This is a genomic window from Methylocystis sp. WRRC1 (genome assembly GCF_020733155.1).
In the GTDB taxonomy this organism is placed as follows: domain Bacteria; phylum Pseudomonadota; class Alphaproteobacteria; order Rhizobiales; family Beijerinckiaceae; genus Methylocystis.
In genome coordinates this window covers 1080456-1096909 of the sequence record NZ_JAJFZJ010000001.1, presented here as the reverse complement: position 1 = coordinate 1096909, position 16454 = coordinate 1080456, and the positions used below count along the sequence as shown (strand labels likewise).

At 56.1% G+C, this 16454-nt stretch carries 11 protein-coding genes; 3 read left to right on the top strand and 8 right to left on the bottom strand.

Translation table 11 applies throughout. The features are described from left to right. Nucleotides 1–118 precede the first annotated feature (118 nt). Entirely contained in the window at nt 119–544 is a 426-nt protein-coding gene (locus LG047_RS05425; protein WP_227965845.1) for a DUF6477 family protein, read from the top strand. Further along, on the top strand, nt 541–1359 hold the full coding sequence (locus LG047_RS05420) for a hypothetical protein (RefSeq protein WP_227965844.1): 819 nt from the start codon (nt 541–543) through the stop codon (nt 1357–1359). The genes LG047_RS05425 and LG047_RS05420 overlap by 4 nt, the downstream gene beginning before the upstream one ends. Nucleotides 1360–1620: 261 nt before the next feature. Here the strand turns inward: LG047_RS05420 and LG047_RS05415 are convergent, their stop codons facing one another. The 7 genes from LG047_RS05415 to LG047_RS05385 form a co-directional block, all read right to left on the bottom strand. After that, entirely contained in the window at nt 1621–4611 is a 2991-nt protein-coding gene (locus LG047_RS05415) for a rhamnan synthesis F family protein (protein ID WP_227965843.1), read from the bottom strand. Between the two features lie 490 nt (nt 4612–5101). Then, nucleotides 5102–6328, bottom strand: a complete 1227-nt coding sequence (locus LG047_RS05410) for a DUF1501 domain-containing protein (RefSeq protein WP_227965842.1) — start codon at nt 6326–6328, stop codon at nt 5102–5104. After that, on the bottom strand, nt 6309–7892 hold the full coding sequence (locus LG047_RS05405) for a DUF1800 domain-containing protein (RefSeq protein WP_370635067.1): 1584 nt from the start codon (nt 7890–7892) through the stop codon (nt 6309–6311). Before LG047_RS05405 ends, LG047_RS05410 begins: the two co-directional genes overlap by 20 nt. 276 nt (nt 7893–8168) lie before the next feature. Then, complete coding sequence (locus LG047_RS05400) at nt 8169–8837, bottom strand: hypothetical protein (RefSeq protein WP_227965840.1); 669 nt, start codon at nt 8835–8837, stop codon at nt 8169–8171. 901 nt (nt 8838–9738) lie between these two features. Beyond that, nucleotides 9739–10548 carry a hypothetical protein gene (locus LG047_RS05395; RefSeq protein ID WP_227965839.1) on the bottom strand — a complete coding sequence of 270 codons (810 nt, stop codon included), beginning with the start codon at nt 10546–10548 and terminating at the stop codon, nt 9739–9741. 48 nt (nt 10549–10596) lie between these two features. Then, nucleotides 10597–11472 carry a bifunctional 2-polyprenyl-6-hydroxyphenol methylase/3-demethylubiquinol 3-O-methyltransferase UbiG gene (locus LG047_RS05390; protein WP_227965838.1) on the bottom strand — a complete coding sequence of 292 codons (876 nt, stop codon included), beginning with the start codon at nt 11470–11472 and terminating at the stop codon, nt 10597–10599. Between the two features lie 253 nt (nt 11473–11725). After that, nucleotides 11726–12460 (bottom strand): class I SAM-dependent methyltransferase, encoded by a 735-nt coding sequence (locus tag LG047_RS05385; RefSeq protein WP_227965837.1) that lies wholly within the window; start codon nt 12458–12460, stop codon nt 11726–11728. 274 nt (nt 12461–12734) lie between these two features. Here LG047_RS05385 and LG047_RS05380 point away from each other — a divergent pair, with 274 nt between their 5' ends. Continuing rightward, nucleotides 12735–13679, top strand: coding sequence for a methyltransferase domain-containing protein (locus LG047_RS05380; protein ID WP_227965836.1), 945 nt, complete (start codon nt 12735–12737; stop codon nt 13677–13679). Between the two features lie 133 nt (nt 13680–13812). On the opposite strand, the gene LG047_RS05375 is transcribed toward LG047_RS05380, so the two are convergent. Beyond that, a complete protein-coding gene (locus LG047_RS05375; protein ID WP_227965835.1) occupies nt 13813–16416 on the bottom strand; it encodes a glycosyltransferase in 2604 nt (867 codons plus the stop codon). Between the last annotated feature and the right edge of the window lie 38 nt (nt 16417–16454).

Here is a 16454-nt window from a genome sequence, read left to right as displayed (position 1 = left end):
ACTCCAGCCAAGATCGATGCGCCGAGCTTACGTCGGAAAAAAATCCTATTCAAGAGGTAATAAAACTTATCCCCAGTCAGAAAAAGGAGTTCATTCTTGGCGTGCTGGAGGAGAAACCATGTTCGACACCCTGCATCGCACCACCGCCCGCGCCAAGATCCGCGCCTTCGATCGCCTGAAAGCCGCCGCCGGCGGCGCGGTCGATTCCGCACTGACCGCCGGTCTCGCGGGATATGACCGAAGAGAGGCGCTTGCGCGCTTTCATCGTCTGTCGATCGAAACCATTCTGTCTGAGACGCCGGAGGCCGCTCGCGAGGTGCTCCGCGAGATCGAGCGCGCCATGCGCGTCGAGTGGGCCCGCAAGGGGCATTGGAGCTACGACCTCAATCGGCACATCGCGCTGCTCGTCGCGCATCGCGCCGAAACCCGGCGGCTGGCGCGACTTCTCGGCGAAACAGGCGCCCGGCGCAACGGGGACGCTTTTCACGACGCCCGGCATTGCTTAAATTCCGGCGTCTCTTCAGCCGACGCCAAAGGCAAATGATGCTGCTCGAAAGAATATTGGCTCTCCTGACCGCCGCAATCGTGGCGGTCTGTCTCGGCGTCGGCCTCATGATGATGGCTTTCGGCCCCTCGAAGCCGAACGGCGCGGGAGTGCTGTCGTCGATCATGAGTCCGCCGGCGCTCGACAAGGGCGCCGCGCGGCAGGCGATCGAGACCCTGATTGCGGCCACGCCGGACTATGCCCGCTATTTCGCGCGTATGCGCGAGACCTTCACAAGCGACTACGAGGCTGCGCTCAATGAATTTTCGACGCGGTTGTCGGAGACGAAGCAGGAGCAAAGCGTCGACTATTACCTCTCCGAGGCGGTTCGGCGCCTGCGTCAGTCGCGCGGCGTTCTGGCCGCCAAGGCCGAGCCGGAGCAGATGTCCAATGTCTTCGCGCGGCAGCTCGAAGTGCTGCAGGCGGTGGCGCAGGAAGACAAGAAAATGTGCGTCGCATTTCTTTACGGCGCGACCAATCTCGACTTCCAGCATTTCGCGTCCACGCGCCGCGCGCTCGTCACCGATATGGCGCTCGCCGGTCTGGAGGCGATGGTCAATGGACAGGCGAAGAAAATCGACCGCGAGCAGCCGACGGAAGCCGACTTCAAACTGCTGGAGACGGCGCTCGCCGACCGCGGTCTGGACAAGGTCGAGATCGACGCGCTGCTCGACGGCAAGATGCCGAATCCGCCGCTCGAGGACGCGAAAATGTGTGGCGCGGGGCAGACATATCTGGAGGTTCTGCGCACCCTTCCTGAACCCGCACGTATGCGCATTTACGGCCTTGCGCTGGAACTGATGGCGCGGTCGTAATGCAAGCGGAGTCCCGGGTCGGCGGCGAAAGAAACGCATAAGGCGAAGAACGGTGTCATCGCGCGCCTCATTGTTCTGTTGCCCGCCGACCCGACCATGATGGCGCAGCAGGCTAAAGCCAATGCGGCGAGATCGATACCGCGCGCGGCGCCCGCTCGCGCCGCCAACATTGGCGTCTTTCGAGACCACTCTCGTTCGTCGACGAGATATCCAATCCGGCTCAGAACAATTTCATAACGTTTCGAGACGGTCGCTTTTGGCTTAAAGCCAAAAGCGACGTCTGGGCCCTCCAGATCCAGTCGTCCGATGAATGGCGGTTCCGACCAGTTCTTTCAGCATTTCGGCGACCTTTGAACTTGCATAGTATTTTATGGGCGCGTCGAGGCGCAGGCTTTTCGGCTTTCTCCGACCCGTCCTCTTGCCGACCAGCCCTTCGGCCTTGGCGACAGCCTGTTTAATGGCCTCGGCGAGAGTCCTGGCGTCGACCCGATCGAGGGAAATAATGTCATCGAACCGCTGCGAAAGATCTTTCGCGTTGTATCTGTTCGTGATCGTCACCAGGCCTGCTTCCGCCATTTCGAGCGGCGGATAGCTCGGGTGAGGCGACAGCATCAAGGAAATTCCGACGAGGCTCCTATTCAGGTAATCGGCGTAGGTATCGAGACTGACCTTTCCCTTCACCGAAATATTTTGCACGGGCTCGGTGAGAGCCTTGTCGAATTCCTCGCCAAGACAGATGATTTCCCAAGCTCGCGCAGATACCGGGTCATGCTGCTGCCACTGCTTGAGCGCCTCGCAAATCAATTCGAAGGCGTTTCTGAGGGCGTGAGGCCGCGCATAGACGAGAATGAGTCGTTCCCGAGACTCGGGCGCGAGGCATTTGGATATTGTGCCGTTTATTGCATAGGGATAACAAAAACTATGCAGGAAATCATATTTACCGATGATTTCAAGATACAACTCCTCGGAATTGATAATGGCTATCGTATCCGGTCCGTGGCGGTAAGTAGATTCAGCGAGCGCCCACTTCGTGCTCCAACCGTAAAAGTAGGGCTCGTCGTCCTGGAGAAGATATATGAAGGGTAGCTTCTTTTGAAAAAACAGTTCCTGATCGCGCAGGAGATCAATTGCATGACGTGCCGTCCACCATGCGGTCGCGATGAATATGTCATTGGCGCGCAGATTGAGCCGCCCGTTCCGCCGCGCGCCGGCGCCGACGATTTCAGCGACGCCGTCGTCCTCCGACTGAAAATACATTGTCTGCGCATAATCGCTGAATCTGCTCAGCGCTTCGCTGGAAATATGGCTGTCCGTAACGATGATTCGACGATCGAAGGCCCCCGCCAGGCTCGATGATATTTCTTCGAAAATCCTGATCGCCGTCGATAATCCACCGTAAGCGTCCCCGGGGTTGATGGAAGGGATCAACAAATTTATCCGCGGCCTGTTGTTTCGCGACGGATAGGACAGGATCGAGCGCGTCTCCGGCATGCCGAAACGCTCATAGCATTGCGCCGCATCTGCGCGGGCGAGACAGGGCTGAAATACGCGAAGTCGATGTCTCAATAGGTCGGCAGGCTCCGTTACCTTCAGAACTGTGTCCGGCAAGGGATAGAGATCTCGCCTGGCGACCTTGAGCCATTCATATCCCTTGGACTCTGCGACCATCAGCAACGTCCGCTCGATTGCATGGGCGAGAGTGCCATCGATCTGGCCCGCCTCTTCAGGAAAATCGGAAAACTGGAGATCCAGGTCGAGCAAGGGACGAATGGCGTCCGTCCGGCCCCAGAACATGGAGCCTGACGGAAATTCCAGCACAAGATCCTTGTTGAGCTGGACGCCGACGCGCGCGAGAAGGTTCCTTGCCAAGTCATAGTCAAAACCCCAGTTCAGCATGCGCCGCACTTCGAAAAAGTGCTGGGGAAAAACGACGCCAATTTTTGGATCGTTGAACAGCGATAGGGCTGACCGGGCGATGTCCTCGGTTCCAAATAGCGTATCTAGTAAGTAGTCTCTCCATTCATGCAGCAGGTTCCCCGCATGGGGGGACCGCTTCGTGTGAACGTGCAAAAACATGTCGTGCTTTGCAAATACATCACGAAATCCGACAATCATGGGAGCTATATCCCGCCCCCTGTTCTCCGTTATCCGGACGTCAGTCGAGCCCTTGCGCCAATTTCTTACGATCTTGCGTATTGTGTTCGCCTTTTCGACCGAATCTGTGGAAATGTACAGATCGACAGCGCATGGAATATTTTCCAGATATCCGAGAATGTGCTCGAGTAGGTCGGGGTAAAACGCATGAACGATTGCCGCTAAAGGCTTGTTCATGTTTATGTCCGGAGCATAGTGAAATGGAACTTCCAGCGCGAAATCGTGCTCATTGATCGGCCGCCGCGCCGGAACGACGTCCGGAATCGGGCCGGCGTCGCTCAGCGCATAAGTATAGGTGTAGTCAGGCGCCGGCGGTATGGCGTCACGTCCTTCCGCTCTGCCGAATTTTACATAGTGTACTAGAGGCTCATATCCTTCGTCGAGCACATCTTCATATCGCCTGCAATACCATTCAGCGTCGAATCCGGGACCGGGGCTTCGAAACTCGGCGCTGCCCGATGAAATGAAATGGCCCCGCGGATCCATGCCGGCGCCTCTGACGTCGAGATATCTGTTCAAATACCATTCGGCGTCGAACAGACCGCTTTCATCGAGTAGAGTCGCCGAAATCTGTTTCTCGAAGAGAGTCGCGTAGAGTGGGGCGCCCTGATGCGCGCGTGCGCCAGCGTGTAATCTCCAGGTTTCCGATTCAGGCAAAGGCTCAATCCTGCGTCCTTCGCGCCTGCCTGATTTCAGATAATGAATAAGGGGATTCTGTCCTGACGCTCTCACATCTTCATACGACTGCAGATATTTCCGCATGTCGAAGTTTGGGCTGGGATGATAACCTAGACGCCAGCCATTTCGGATGAAATGTTCCAGAGGATCGCCTTGCGCATCTGGGTAGCATGTCGTGTAAAACGTCTCGTCGAACAGCGCCGATTTTTTTATCATGTCATAACATGCGATGAATTCGCGCGCGGAGGCAGGCAGAAATTCATTTTCGGCGGCTTTAGTCATCCATGAGCTCTCGTCGACCGGGGGCGAACTCAATCGTCCGCTGGCCTGACCGCCGTTCACATAATCAACGAGCGGATTTTGATTCTGGCGCGCGACATCCTGGTAGGCGTGCAGGTACCAGATCGTATTGAAATTCAAATTGGGGTTCCTGCCCTCTCGCCATCCTGCCGTCAAATAATGCTGCAAAGGATCTATCTTTGCCTCTCCGACGTCGGGGTATGCATGTGTGTAATAGTCTGTATCAAAGCATCTCTTTAAGCTTTTGGAGCGCTTCCCAAAATCAGGCAACAGTTTCAGAATCCTGGGCTTTAACATAATTTATGGCCTCGGTTCGGGATAGTCTATTTTTATCAGAATGTAGACAATGGCGCTAGTGCAATGAGGAGTGGGCGCAATTTGAAACCGATGAGTCAACTACGATGGATCAGGGTTTGTGCGCGGAGCCACAGGTCTGGCGGTGGCTTGATGCGATACTCAGGCGACCTACGATGACCAAAACAAGCTGAGCCGGAATTCGTGAACGCCGCAATTTTAGCGGGCGGAAATGGTAAGGAAGTACTTGTTAAGGCCACAGTCGTCGACTGAGGCGCATCGAGCGGCCTCGTCGATCATCGGACGATGCCGAAGCTTACAGCAAGTTTATATCTGCGGGGCGTGTCGCTGGAAAAATCTTCTCGAGAGAAGCGCGATCGAAGCCATACATGCGCGCCAGCAGCCCGCCCAACAAGGCCCGATAATCCGTCAGCACCGGATAGTCACGATTCTGGAACAGATGGGCTTCGTCGACTGGCGTCTGCTCTCCAGCAATGCGGCCGCCCTTGATGCCTCCGCCAAGCACCCAGTAAACGCTGCCGTGGCCATGATCCGTGCCGCGATTTCCATTTTCGCGGAACGTGCGGCCGAATTCGGAGATGACGACGACAACGGTGTCGCTCCAGCCCGGTCCAATCTCCTCCATGAATCCGGTGAGCCCCCGGCCCAGCTCTGCTATTCGATCGGCGAGATAACCTGTTGCGCCGCCCTGGTTGACATGCGTGTCCCAGCCGCCCACTTCAACGAAGGCGAGGTTGAACTGCTCGCGCATCAGGCGTCCGATACGGCGCGCGGAAAGTTCGAATCCCTTCGGTGAGACAGCCCCGCGGCTAGCGTCCATCATGTGATCCGAGAGCGCATTATAGACCCCGTCGCGCACGCGAAAGCCTTCGCGCACAGAGGTCGCAACGGGCAGACCGTCATACATTGATGTGATCAGCTGCGCCTGCCGTTCGTCTATCGCCGACTTGCCCACCATGTTGATGGCGATGTTGGGGATGGCTTCGCCTCCCTGGAAGATCAGCGGCGCCTGATCGGTGAAGGCGATCGGCCGGACGCCTGTCAGCGCGGCGGCGAGACGCGCCATGAATCCGGAGCGAAAATTTCTTTCTCCGTCGATATTCTGTCCCAGCTCGATTGTGTCCTGCGTCTCGAAATGGCTGCGCGTCACATCGTCCGTTCCCGCGAAAGGCACGAATGCGACCTGCGCCTTGGCGTAAAGCGGAAAAATCGTCTGGCGCAACGCGGGATGAAGGCCCCAGTCGCTGTCGAGTGGGAGGGCGGAATTGAGCGAAGCGGGCGCTGTCGCTGGCGAGTTTGTCCCAGATGCGGGATCCGGCCTGGGAATCGCCAGCGTCGGCCGTGCGGCGTAATAAAAACTGCTGCTGACCGGAATCACGATATTGGCGGCGTCATAAGCGCCCCGCAGAAACACGATCAGCAAGCGGCCGTCGGCTTTGGGAGCCGCCCACACCCTGCCAGTCGCCGTTGCGGGGCCGAGCGCCGCTAGCCCTTTGATGACGTCACGGCGATGAAGGCGCATGGGATCCTCCTTCCGCGAGAGGCCTCAGATTCATGAATTCCGGGGAGGACAGGAACAGCGTGTTCCATTCCTGCGCGGACATCGCCAAATCGAGCGCCGTCGCCGTGGGCGGGCGCAACATCCGGCCCAGCGCGCTGAAGTAGAGCGCATTCTGCAAAAGAGGAAAAGCCGGCGTCGCGACGGCGTCAGCCTCCGGCGGCTTGAAAAGGCCAGCGGCGCCCGAACCGATCTGCCGTGCAATCTCGAAGCGAGCCATCATTTGCCCGGGACCGTTCCAGGCAGAAGACGACAGGGGATAGCCGTCGGGCGTCTGGTGGCCATAAAGGCCTTCGCCGAGCCGGTTCAGCCAATTCTGGATGGGTCCGGTATTGAGAATAACCTTGCCGTCATAGGCGAGACGGACCGCCGAAACCACATAGCGCATCGGATCCTTGAATCGCGTTCCGAGCGATGCTGCGAACTCCGGGGAGCGGAACATCGTCTCCAGCACGCTGGCGATGTCGCCCTGTGTTTTCGTGAAACGATCGGCCATCCGCTCTACGAGCGCCGTGGGTGGATCGTCCGCCACGAAATAGATCGCGATCCGCCGCGAGACATGGCGGGCCGTGGCCGGCTGGGCGGCGAGCATGTCCAGCGCCTGTTCGACTTCGGCTAAGCCGCGGCCTTTGATGACGCGCCCCAGGAAAACCTTGTCGCCATAGTCGTGGCGCGCAGGATTGAACTCGAAAAGCCCGTCGCGAACGAGCTGGAGCTGAAGGTCTGGCCGGAGCTTCGGATCGACCGGCCGCGGATCAACGCCGACGCCGGTCAGTATGCGGGCAAGTTCCTCTACGTCCTTCTGGGTATATCCGGAGCCCACGCCCATCGTGTGCAGCTCCATGATCTCGCGGGCGTAGTTCTCATTGATTCGACTGGCCGCGTTGTCGGCGTTGTCGAGATAGCGAAGCATCGCCGGATGGCGAAGCGTGGCTTCGAGCAGATCGCGAAAGCGTCCCAGCGCATTGGCCCGGATCGCCCGGTCCTCGTAGTCTGCGACGAGCACGCGCACATTCGCCTTGTTTTGATGAACATTGAAGTGGTTGAACCAGAACCACGTCATGCGCTCGCGCAACTGGTCGGGCGCATAAAGCGCCCGAAGGATCGTGCGGGTCGCCGCCTGCCGCGCGATATCGTTCATTTCCCGCTGGACGGCGAGCTGCGCGGCGGCTCTCTGGTCCGGGTCGGCGATCTCCTTCGCGGCGCTCAGGCGATTGGCGATTTCCGTCGCCATGCCGAAGGGCGACTCATGCGTCACGCGCAATGCGTCGATCTGCTTCTGCGCCGCGACTGGAAGATTCAACTCCCCAGATGGGCGCAATTGCGCCTGCAGCCAGCGTTGCGGCCCCAACGCCATGTAAGAGTCGATGCTCGAGCCGTTTACACCCCACGTTACGGCGTCGACCATGGCGACATCCCGTGCGGAAGGTTGCGCGGGCGTCTGCGCGGCAACGATTGCCGGCGCCAAACAAGCGAGCGCCGCGAGAAACAGTTGTGCAATTGAACTAAGCAGATTCGATCGCCGCATGACCTCGACAGTCAAGTTGCCCCCTCTTCGCGAAACACATTAGCGCATGGCGACGTGTCCCGACACCCCCAGGATGACGGATCGCGCTACAAAACCGTCATTCCCGCCGCACGCCGGGCTCGCCGCGGCGCGAATATTGCGGCACAGAGACGTTCAGGAGAGGGCAAACGGGAGCGTTGTCATCAATTGAGCTTATGCGCTAACCGAAATGAGCGCTCGAACCAAATTCTATTGGTGATCCGGAGCGAAGGCCCGACTGCAAAAACACCCTGCTTCTTATTGGTCGATGAACTCAACTCCCGGGCGGGGCGAACCAGGCTTGTAGCCAGGCATAGAAAGTTGCTCTTTCACCCGAGTGAGATCCCCTGACAGCTTCAGGACCGTCGACAATTCTTTCAGAAATAGGCCGGGGGCGCGTCGAATTTCGTCCATATCGAGAATGATCAGGGGACAGTTGCCATCGTCGAGCAGGAGATTGATCGCCTGCAGGGGGCGCAGGCCAATCTCAAGGAGCTCCGGCAATGTAAATGACATCTTCGGTTCGCGGGCGACAACCGATCGCGCGACCGCAGCGGGGTTACGCACGCACACGACAAAGACGGGATTACGAAGAAGAGCGCTAAGCTGATCCACATATGCGGTGGCGTGAGGTAATTTAAAACCCCATCGAGAATGAGCAAGGTTGCGTTCCTTAAGCAGCGAAAGAAATGACTCTCGATCGGACAGATTCACTGCGTGCCCCGTTTTCCGCGGTGGAATTTCGAGCAGGAAATCCTGATCCTCGAAATTCTTTGCGCCCAGCCGATTTCCAATGAAATAGCCTAGCTCAAACAATGAAAAGGCCGCCGCAGAGGTCATTCCACGAGGGGAGCCGCAGACCACCAGTGTTTCATTGCCGATAAGAGTTTCAAGAAGGGCGGGCCTAAAAACAATAAGCGTTCGCATTATCCTATATCCGGGTCGCATTTTACGCCTCCCTCCTCACTTCTGCTAAGCCTTGCCATCTATATCGCTCGCTAATTCGCATAATTCCTCTTTTTCGCTGGGCCAAATGGATAGAAAGCAGGCGTAAATGGAACATCGATCCATACGACGCACAACGCACGAGTTTACCTGTGCGGGCAAACAAAAAGAAAATGGTCGCGTCTCTATGAATAGAAGCGGTGACGTCTGACACGCGAAAGCAGATACCAATTAGGACGGCGCCGCGCAATTATTGAATCACAGGATAAACTTTTGCGGCTGCGGATCGCAGCGCGTGTGCGAGCGAGCGCGTCAATTACATTGAAAATGCTCTATTTTGACTGTCATGGGAATGAGATTTCGTCAGGTGAACGGATTAAAAAATTTTTGTGAATAACGTGAAACATCTAACGATGCGTCAGGCGGCGAACTAACTTGGCCATGTCAAATGAGGAAATTGCAGCGTCTACGCCTTCGGGCTGAAGAGTTTCCTTTTCGGAGGCTTTCGGCTGTGGCGTGAGAGGGCGCAATCCAATATACTACTGCGGCGGTTCTGAGGATCGCGTCATACAGAAGTCCAATATAGACGAGAGCAAAATATAATTAGCGAACCTCTCGGCAATGGAATTGCCGGGACCTATCTTGTGTCCAAAAAAGTCTATTTCGATCCGTGGCAGCGTCCAATATTGGCCGTTGCAGGAAGTCGGCCGACTTCGGATACTTCGAGATCGACGAAAACGATCACTATAACGTCCAAGGCGTCGTCGTAATGGCTGTAGAAAGCCGATCGAGATCAATTCCAGCGCGAGAACAGTGGAGACGCTGCTGTCAATGCCAGATAGAGGACGTTATTCTACTGTCCACCGCCGACGCCCGCATCCCTTCAGCTTACGCCCGCTTCGGGCTGCCGAAACTTTTCCTTGTCTGCCTTTTTGGCGCTCGTGACATGACGCCAGAGCCAGCTATCGACGGTCACGCGTTTAGAAAGGATCGACCGGATGAGAGGGTTACTCGTGTCGATTCGCCTCGCTGATTTTGCCTCGTTGATGCGTTCCGACCGTGGCGCGACATTGATTCCGAGGAGTTGATTCATCGTAGCGATTCCAGCGTCAAGGTCGTTCTGCAAGAGAATAACGTCGAAGTTTCCCGCCGCTGAGAGAATTGCCGAGCAGTGCCTTAGTGTGATAGGTTCGTGATCTGCGACGGCGCTACCCGGACCACACAGGAAATAACGCGACTGGCAATTATCCAGCAGCTTGACAGCTGCCGGCGACAGATGCGTGACGAAATGATCAAGGTCGCTCGGACTCCCCAGATCAATCTGGCCTATGAGATCGACGATACGGCGCGCCGGTTCACTCAGTCCCATATATCCCGCCCTTTTTTCGGGTAAGTTATAGTGATCTAGCCACAATATGTGCGAAGCGAGATGTTCGATGGGATCGCGCAGAACCGTGATCATCTTGAATTGGTCTGGCGTATCTTTGGCGAACTCGAGCCAGAGCCGATGATAAATATGGCCAGAAAAAAACTCTACGCCGCTTTCTACCAGTCGGCCAAAATTCTCCCTGTTCCTGATTTTCACTTCCCCATGAACAATAACCTTGTCTGGCCCGAGGGAATTCTCGAATAAATGATTGATGTATGAGCCCGCGGTCTTCGCAATGTGCATGAAGAAGATTTTGTGGGGCATCCGTCTATCCACCGCAAGCTCCGCTAATCACAATGACACAACGCCGCTCTAGCGAGCGGCCCGACGGGCGACCACAGTGAACATCGACGGCGCAGAGGGCATGTTTTTTGGGACGTGCTTCGTGACGGTCGTATTCGGGAACCCGAGTCTCTCCAGCATATGACAAATGGCCTCGGGAGAAAGTCCCCACCAGTGAACGATGCCGCTCGGGAGCGCGCTCGGCGCAAAAATCATATGCGCTTTGCGAAGGCTGTTGGCGCCCGCGCCTGTCTCGGTCGAAAAGGCGTTCCATACATCCGTCACGATCAAAGTGTCATTCGTCATCGCGCTCAACGCCTGCAGGGCGCGAAAAGGATTCGACAGGTGGAGCAGGATCGCGCCAAACACCGAAATGTCGAAGCGTCCGATATCCTTCGGTGGATCGTAAATATCGCCATAAATTGCGCAGGCTTGGAACCCGAGTTTCCGTTTCGTATACCACCAGCTGTTGCGCAACCGCTTCATCGATTGCCTTCCGCTCGCCGCCAATTCCCCCATGTTCGCCTCGGCGAACGGAACCAGTTCGGGACCGCCGCCGAAAGGCAGATCAAAAACGACCAAATCAGCGCCTTTCGAGGCCATGTAGGCCGAGAGAAAACCACTCGCTGGACCGGCCTCGATCACACGTTTTCCAGTGACGTCACAGCATCCGAGATAAACCTCCTCATGGCCACGTAGATCCCACGCCCCAGTGCGGAGGCGGCCATCTCCGAGATCTATCGTATGATAGAAATCGCAATCTTCCTCCGTGATCCCGGCGTGATAATCTTCAAGCGCCTTCTGGAATGGCGGCGACAGTTGACCCCCGTACCGTTTTGGCCTCGTCATCTGTTCCTGGAAATAGGCGTCGAGGTCGAGCTTGCTTTCAACGCTGGTCAGCATCATGTTCGCCTGTAAATTGCGGTGCCGTTGTCATTCGATATGTTTACCAGATCGTTCTGTCAATTTTTTTCGAGATGGTAGCAAACAGGTTCGATAACGATATGTGATGCGTCATCGGCTCGGCAAAAATTTGCGCATGCAAATGGGATCAATCGCGTAAGAGGAAGTTTCTGAGCCTATCACTTCTCCGAGGGAGCCAAATAAATTGCCCGCCGACCGGCGTCACCGCGAACTATTATCAATGCTTGAACGAACATTACCGGCGCTGTAGCACCAGAGTGTCCTGAAGATTCAATGCAAATTTCGGAAACCAGGCAAGAATTGAAAAATACTTCGACCAATTTCGTTTGATATAGCTGATGTCGTGGAAGGTCGCTCCGTAATAGTCCGGCAACGGCGTCTCCGCAGCCGTGCGTCCCTTAATATAAAGAAATCCCGATCTTTCCATGACGTTGGAAAGATTATTTCGTAATTCGTTCTGGCCGCCGCGGACCAGGTCGCCCTCAAATACTGAGAATGCGTGGTCGCCGTGAATTGTCGTTATGGCGATGGCCCCCGGTTTCAGGATGCGATGCAATTCGGCGAGCCAAGCATATTGCACATCTTCCGGTAGATGTGTGAACACGCTATGCGAGACAATGAGATCTGCGCTGCCCGCAGCGAGCGGCGATGGCGGCATGGCGTTCAGCGTATAGCCCCTGATATTGGAAAAATTACTGTTCAGCCAATCGATGGCCTCAGCGTCGGGGTCTAGGCCGATGAGCGTCTGCGAAGTGGATTTGATTCTTGCCTGGAGGTGCCGCAGCGCCCTGCCGCAACCGCAACCAAAGTCGACGATTGTTTCGAAGTCCCCAAACTCCCTTCCGATGCTGTCGAGGGCCCTTGTCCACTCGTCGAGAGTGGCCGAGCCTGATTCCTGAAAACTCTGTGCGTCTTTGGCGCCAGCAACGCGTTCACGCAGCTGCTCAGGCGGTAACGGTATGCCATGCATAGATCTGATCTCCACCCGTTTCCTATAGCGTTACAATCGATATTATCAATTTCGAAAGTGACGCATTCGCCAACTCGTGTCCCTATCGCATTATCGACATTCCTAGACGAAGGTTGTATCGTAACTCAACCGATAGAAATAGCTTAATGCCGTGTCAACTATCAAATTCAGGAGAGTCCATGACCGTTATTCAATCGGGATCGAGAACTCACACTCTCATCGGCAATCTCAATAACTGCCGGCCGACGTCCGATCTTGCCCGACGGAGGGCTGAATGATCATTACCGAGCCTTCGACGTTCGATAATTTTTTCGAAAAGGGTTACGTCCTCGCAAATCCGGATCTTTCTGGCCATCTGGCGCGTGGCGGCAACGCGACCGCTCACTTTCGTGAATGGGGCCACAAGGAGGGCAGGCGCCAGGTCACGCGTTTCTTCCTCGAAAACCGCAGCCGCCTGAACCGCGAAAAGTATGGTCGCTTCTCGAGCGTGATCGATAAGAGCCGTGAATACAGCTTCATCGACGAGCAATCCTCATTCCCGATCTGTTTTGGTAACAAGCACTTTAGCCTCAGCGAATACGCTTCTGAATCAGCGCATCCTGTATACGGTCCCTTTGCGGCGGAGATTACGTCAAACCCGACCGGTCTCTATGCTGACATCGGAGCGGGCTTTCGTGACGAGGTTTTCGACAACTGTCTTTACATTGAGGTCTATCCGTCGATGACCGCTGACATGCTCGTCGAAGCGGACTGTCTTTATCCGATCAAATCCGGATCGCTTGACGGAATAGGTTGTTTTGCGGTGCTGGAGCACGTGACCAGTCCCTGGAAGGTTGTCGAGGAAATGCGTCGGATGCTGAAGCCTGGGGGCAAGGTTTTCATCGATTGGCCGTTTCTGCAGCCAGTTCATGGATATCCATCGCACTATTTCAATGCGACGCGGCAGGGGCTTGAGTTGATGTTTTCCGATGGGTTCGAGGTTGAATATTGCAGAACTGAAGGGAATCAGACGCCAGCCTTCACCATGCAATGGGTCGTAGGTAAGTTCCTGCATGACTTGCCTGCAGAAAAGAGCTCGACCCTGCGATCCATGACGCTTGAGCAATTTGCGTCCCAATCGCCCGCGAGTCCGTTCTGGCAATCACTCCTGACCGGACTACCAGACGCGATGATTTCCGAATTCTCTTGCGGAAACACACTCGTTGCAACGAAAAGGTGAAACGCCAGCTCTCTGTGAGGTGCAAGGGGTTCCGATAGAGCCTAAGACCCTATCGGAGTGCCCGCCTGGGCCGGTCCCTGGCGCATTTCCTCATCACGCCAGAAAGCCTGTTTTCCCACTACCGAAGGCGACGTCAACCGTCGGTCCGAAGCGCATAATCGATCCGTTTCTTCGAGAGGTCGATATTATAATAAGGATCGTTATCAATGTATTTCCGCCATCTGCTTGCAAACAGCTCCACCTCGGCAGGATTTTGCGATTCACGCGTCGCCGATACGCTTTCGAAATGGTATAGCAAAGCATAAGGCGTATAGGCGATGCGGTAGCCGCATTCCAGAATCCGCAGGCACAGGTCTGTATCGTTGAAGTCTACCGCCAGTTTCTCGTCGAAGCCGCCCGCCAACGCGATGACGCTCTTGCGGGTCGCGAAACAGGCGCCAGTGACAGCCGAATAGTTTCGTATGAGATGGGTGAATCCATTGTAACCGACGAAATCGCCCGGGAAGCCGTGATAGGGGTGCGCCGCTCCGCTGTTCACGCCGAGAACCATGCCGACATGCTGGATGGTTCCATCGGCATGCAACAGTTTTGCGCCAACGCCGCCGATATTTTCATCCTCTGCAAGCTCCATCAAAGCCGTCAGCCATCCGTCGTCCTTCACCTCCATGTCATCGTTCAGTATGACAATGTGCTCGGTTCTTGCGCATCGAACGGAGAAATTCGCCTTGGCGGAATAGTTGAACGGAACGACCGATCCGGTGAAATTTTCGACGCGCACGCCGAGGCTCTCAAAGCGCTCACGCTGTTCTATCGAAAGGCGGGAGTTGTCGACCACTACGATCTCGTATTCGGGATAGGAAGTATGCGCGAGAATCGAATCCACGAAGTTGTCTATTAGCCGAATACGCCCACGTCCTGGCAGATCGACTTCGCCATTGTTGGTAAGAATAAGCAGCGTTACGGCCACGTCCGGCCGCAAAGGGCGACGCAGGCGGAAAGTGCCCGGCAAGAGACCCTTTTCGACACGGGCGCGTGTTCCGTATTTGATCCGGGCGTGTTCGGTCAGCGCTCTGAGTCCCGATTCCAGCGCATAAGGTTTCGCGTCGACAACCGCGGCTGCAGAGCCCGGTATCGCACGCCATTGATAAACTACCTTCTGAATGTGATGGATTCGTTCCGTCTCGCGGGAAATCCTCAACATCAGGTCATAGTCCTGGGCGCCGTCATAGTCCGAACGGAAGCCCCCGAGTTCGAAGAAGAGGCGCTTGCGAACCACGAGCATGTGGAGCACATACATGACGGACTCCAGATGTTCCGGAGACCAGTCGGGCTTAAGGAAGTGGTCGATTAGATTACCATTTTCATCAATCTTCTCTTCGTCCGTGTAGATGCAATCGAGAAATGGGTCTTTGTTCAACGCCCGCGCGACCTCCATCAGCGCGTCTGGCAGGATGACGTCGTCGTTGTCGAGCAAAATAAGAAACTGGCCTGTCGCGATTTCAGCGGCCGCGTTGGAGGCGTCGGAGATGCCCTTGTTAACGGCGAGCCGTCGAATTCTTATCCGGGGGTCGCTGCCGCGGAAGGACTCTAGCGCCTCAATCGTTTCGGGGTTCGTGGAACCGTCGTCGCAAAGGCACAGTTCCCAGAATGGGTAATTTTGCGAGCGGACCGAGTCGATGCACTGACGAAGATATGACGGCGGCACATTGTAGACCGGCACGACGACCGAGAGTCGCGGGCGATATTTCAGCTTCGCAAGTTCATCGCGTGTTTCATACGATATTCGTCGGCAGACCGCCGGCGCCCCCACGTCGCGAGAGGCGCCGAGATAGCGCGCAAATTTCGGTGGTATCCCATCGCCATCGGCGTCGAGCTCGAGCTCCACAAGGCGCGCCCGGATGAGCTGACCGATCGCCTGCGGCGAAAATTCCATGGCGCGCATCACCCCCGTCTCGCAGCGCGTCGATCGACCGTGTTCTGCGAAAGCGAGCTTCATCTGTTCGACGAGCGAATCGAAATTCGGTTCCGCCCATACATATCCCGGCAGGTAAGGACCGGCCTGTTTCTCGATTTCTGCGAGGCTATAGTCCACCGCATAGCCAGTAGATTCGGAGAAGAACTCCGTGTTGCCGGAATAGTTCGTCGCCACCACCGCTTTGCCGAGCGCGATGAATTCTGCGATGTTAAGACCGTAGCCCTCGCTCCTGTGGGCCGAAACGAGACAGTCAGACGCCGCGCGGAGCATTTCCATTTCCTGTTCGGATAGGCGTGCAGCGATTAGCGCCGCATTGGGGATGTTCGACAATTCCTTGCGTAGGTCGCGTAGAAGATCGCGCTCGACATAACCCGGCGAGTGAAGCTTGACCACGAGAAAAGCCTCCTCGACCTGCGAAAAGGCCGCGCGAAAGGCGTTGATCACGGATCGGGGGTTCTTACGCGCCGATGTGCTGCCGACATCGAAAACCGTGAGAAAAACGAATTTGTCGCGCGGGATTGCAAACCGCCTTCGTGCGTCATCGCGCGAAGTCGCTGAAATCGGCGGCATTAAGATCGGAATCGGGACCTTGACGACTGGAACGGGCGCGATGGCCGAAATCGACTCGACGACGAAGGAGCTATATGCCCACACTTCATCCACTGCGCCGAAGCAGGCGTACCAATCTGGTCGAAAGGCGGCCAGCTCCCATGCCCATTGCGTGATGTTGTAATAGTTATCGAAATATCTCGGTGGATACATCCGAACCAGATTCTCGATCTGATCTGCGTTGGCCAGAA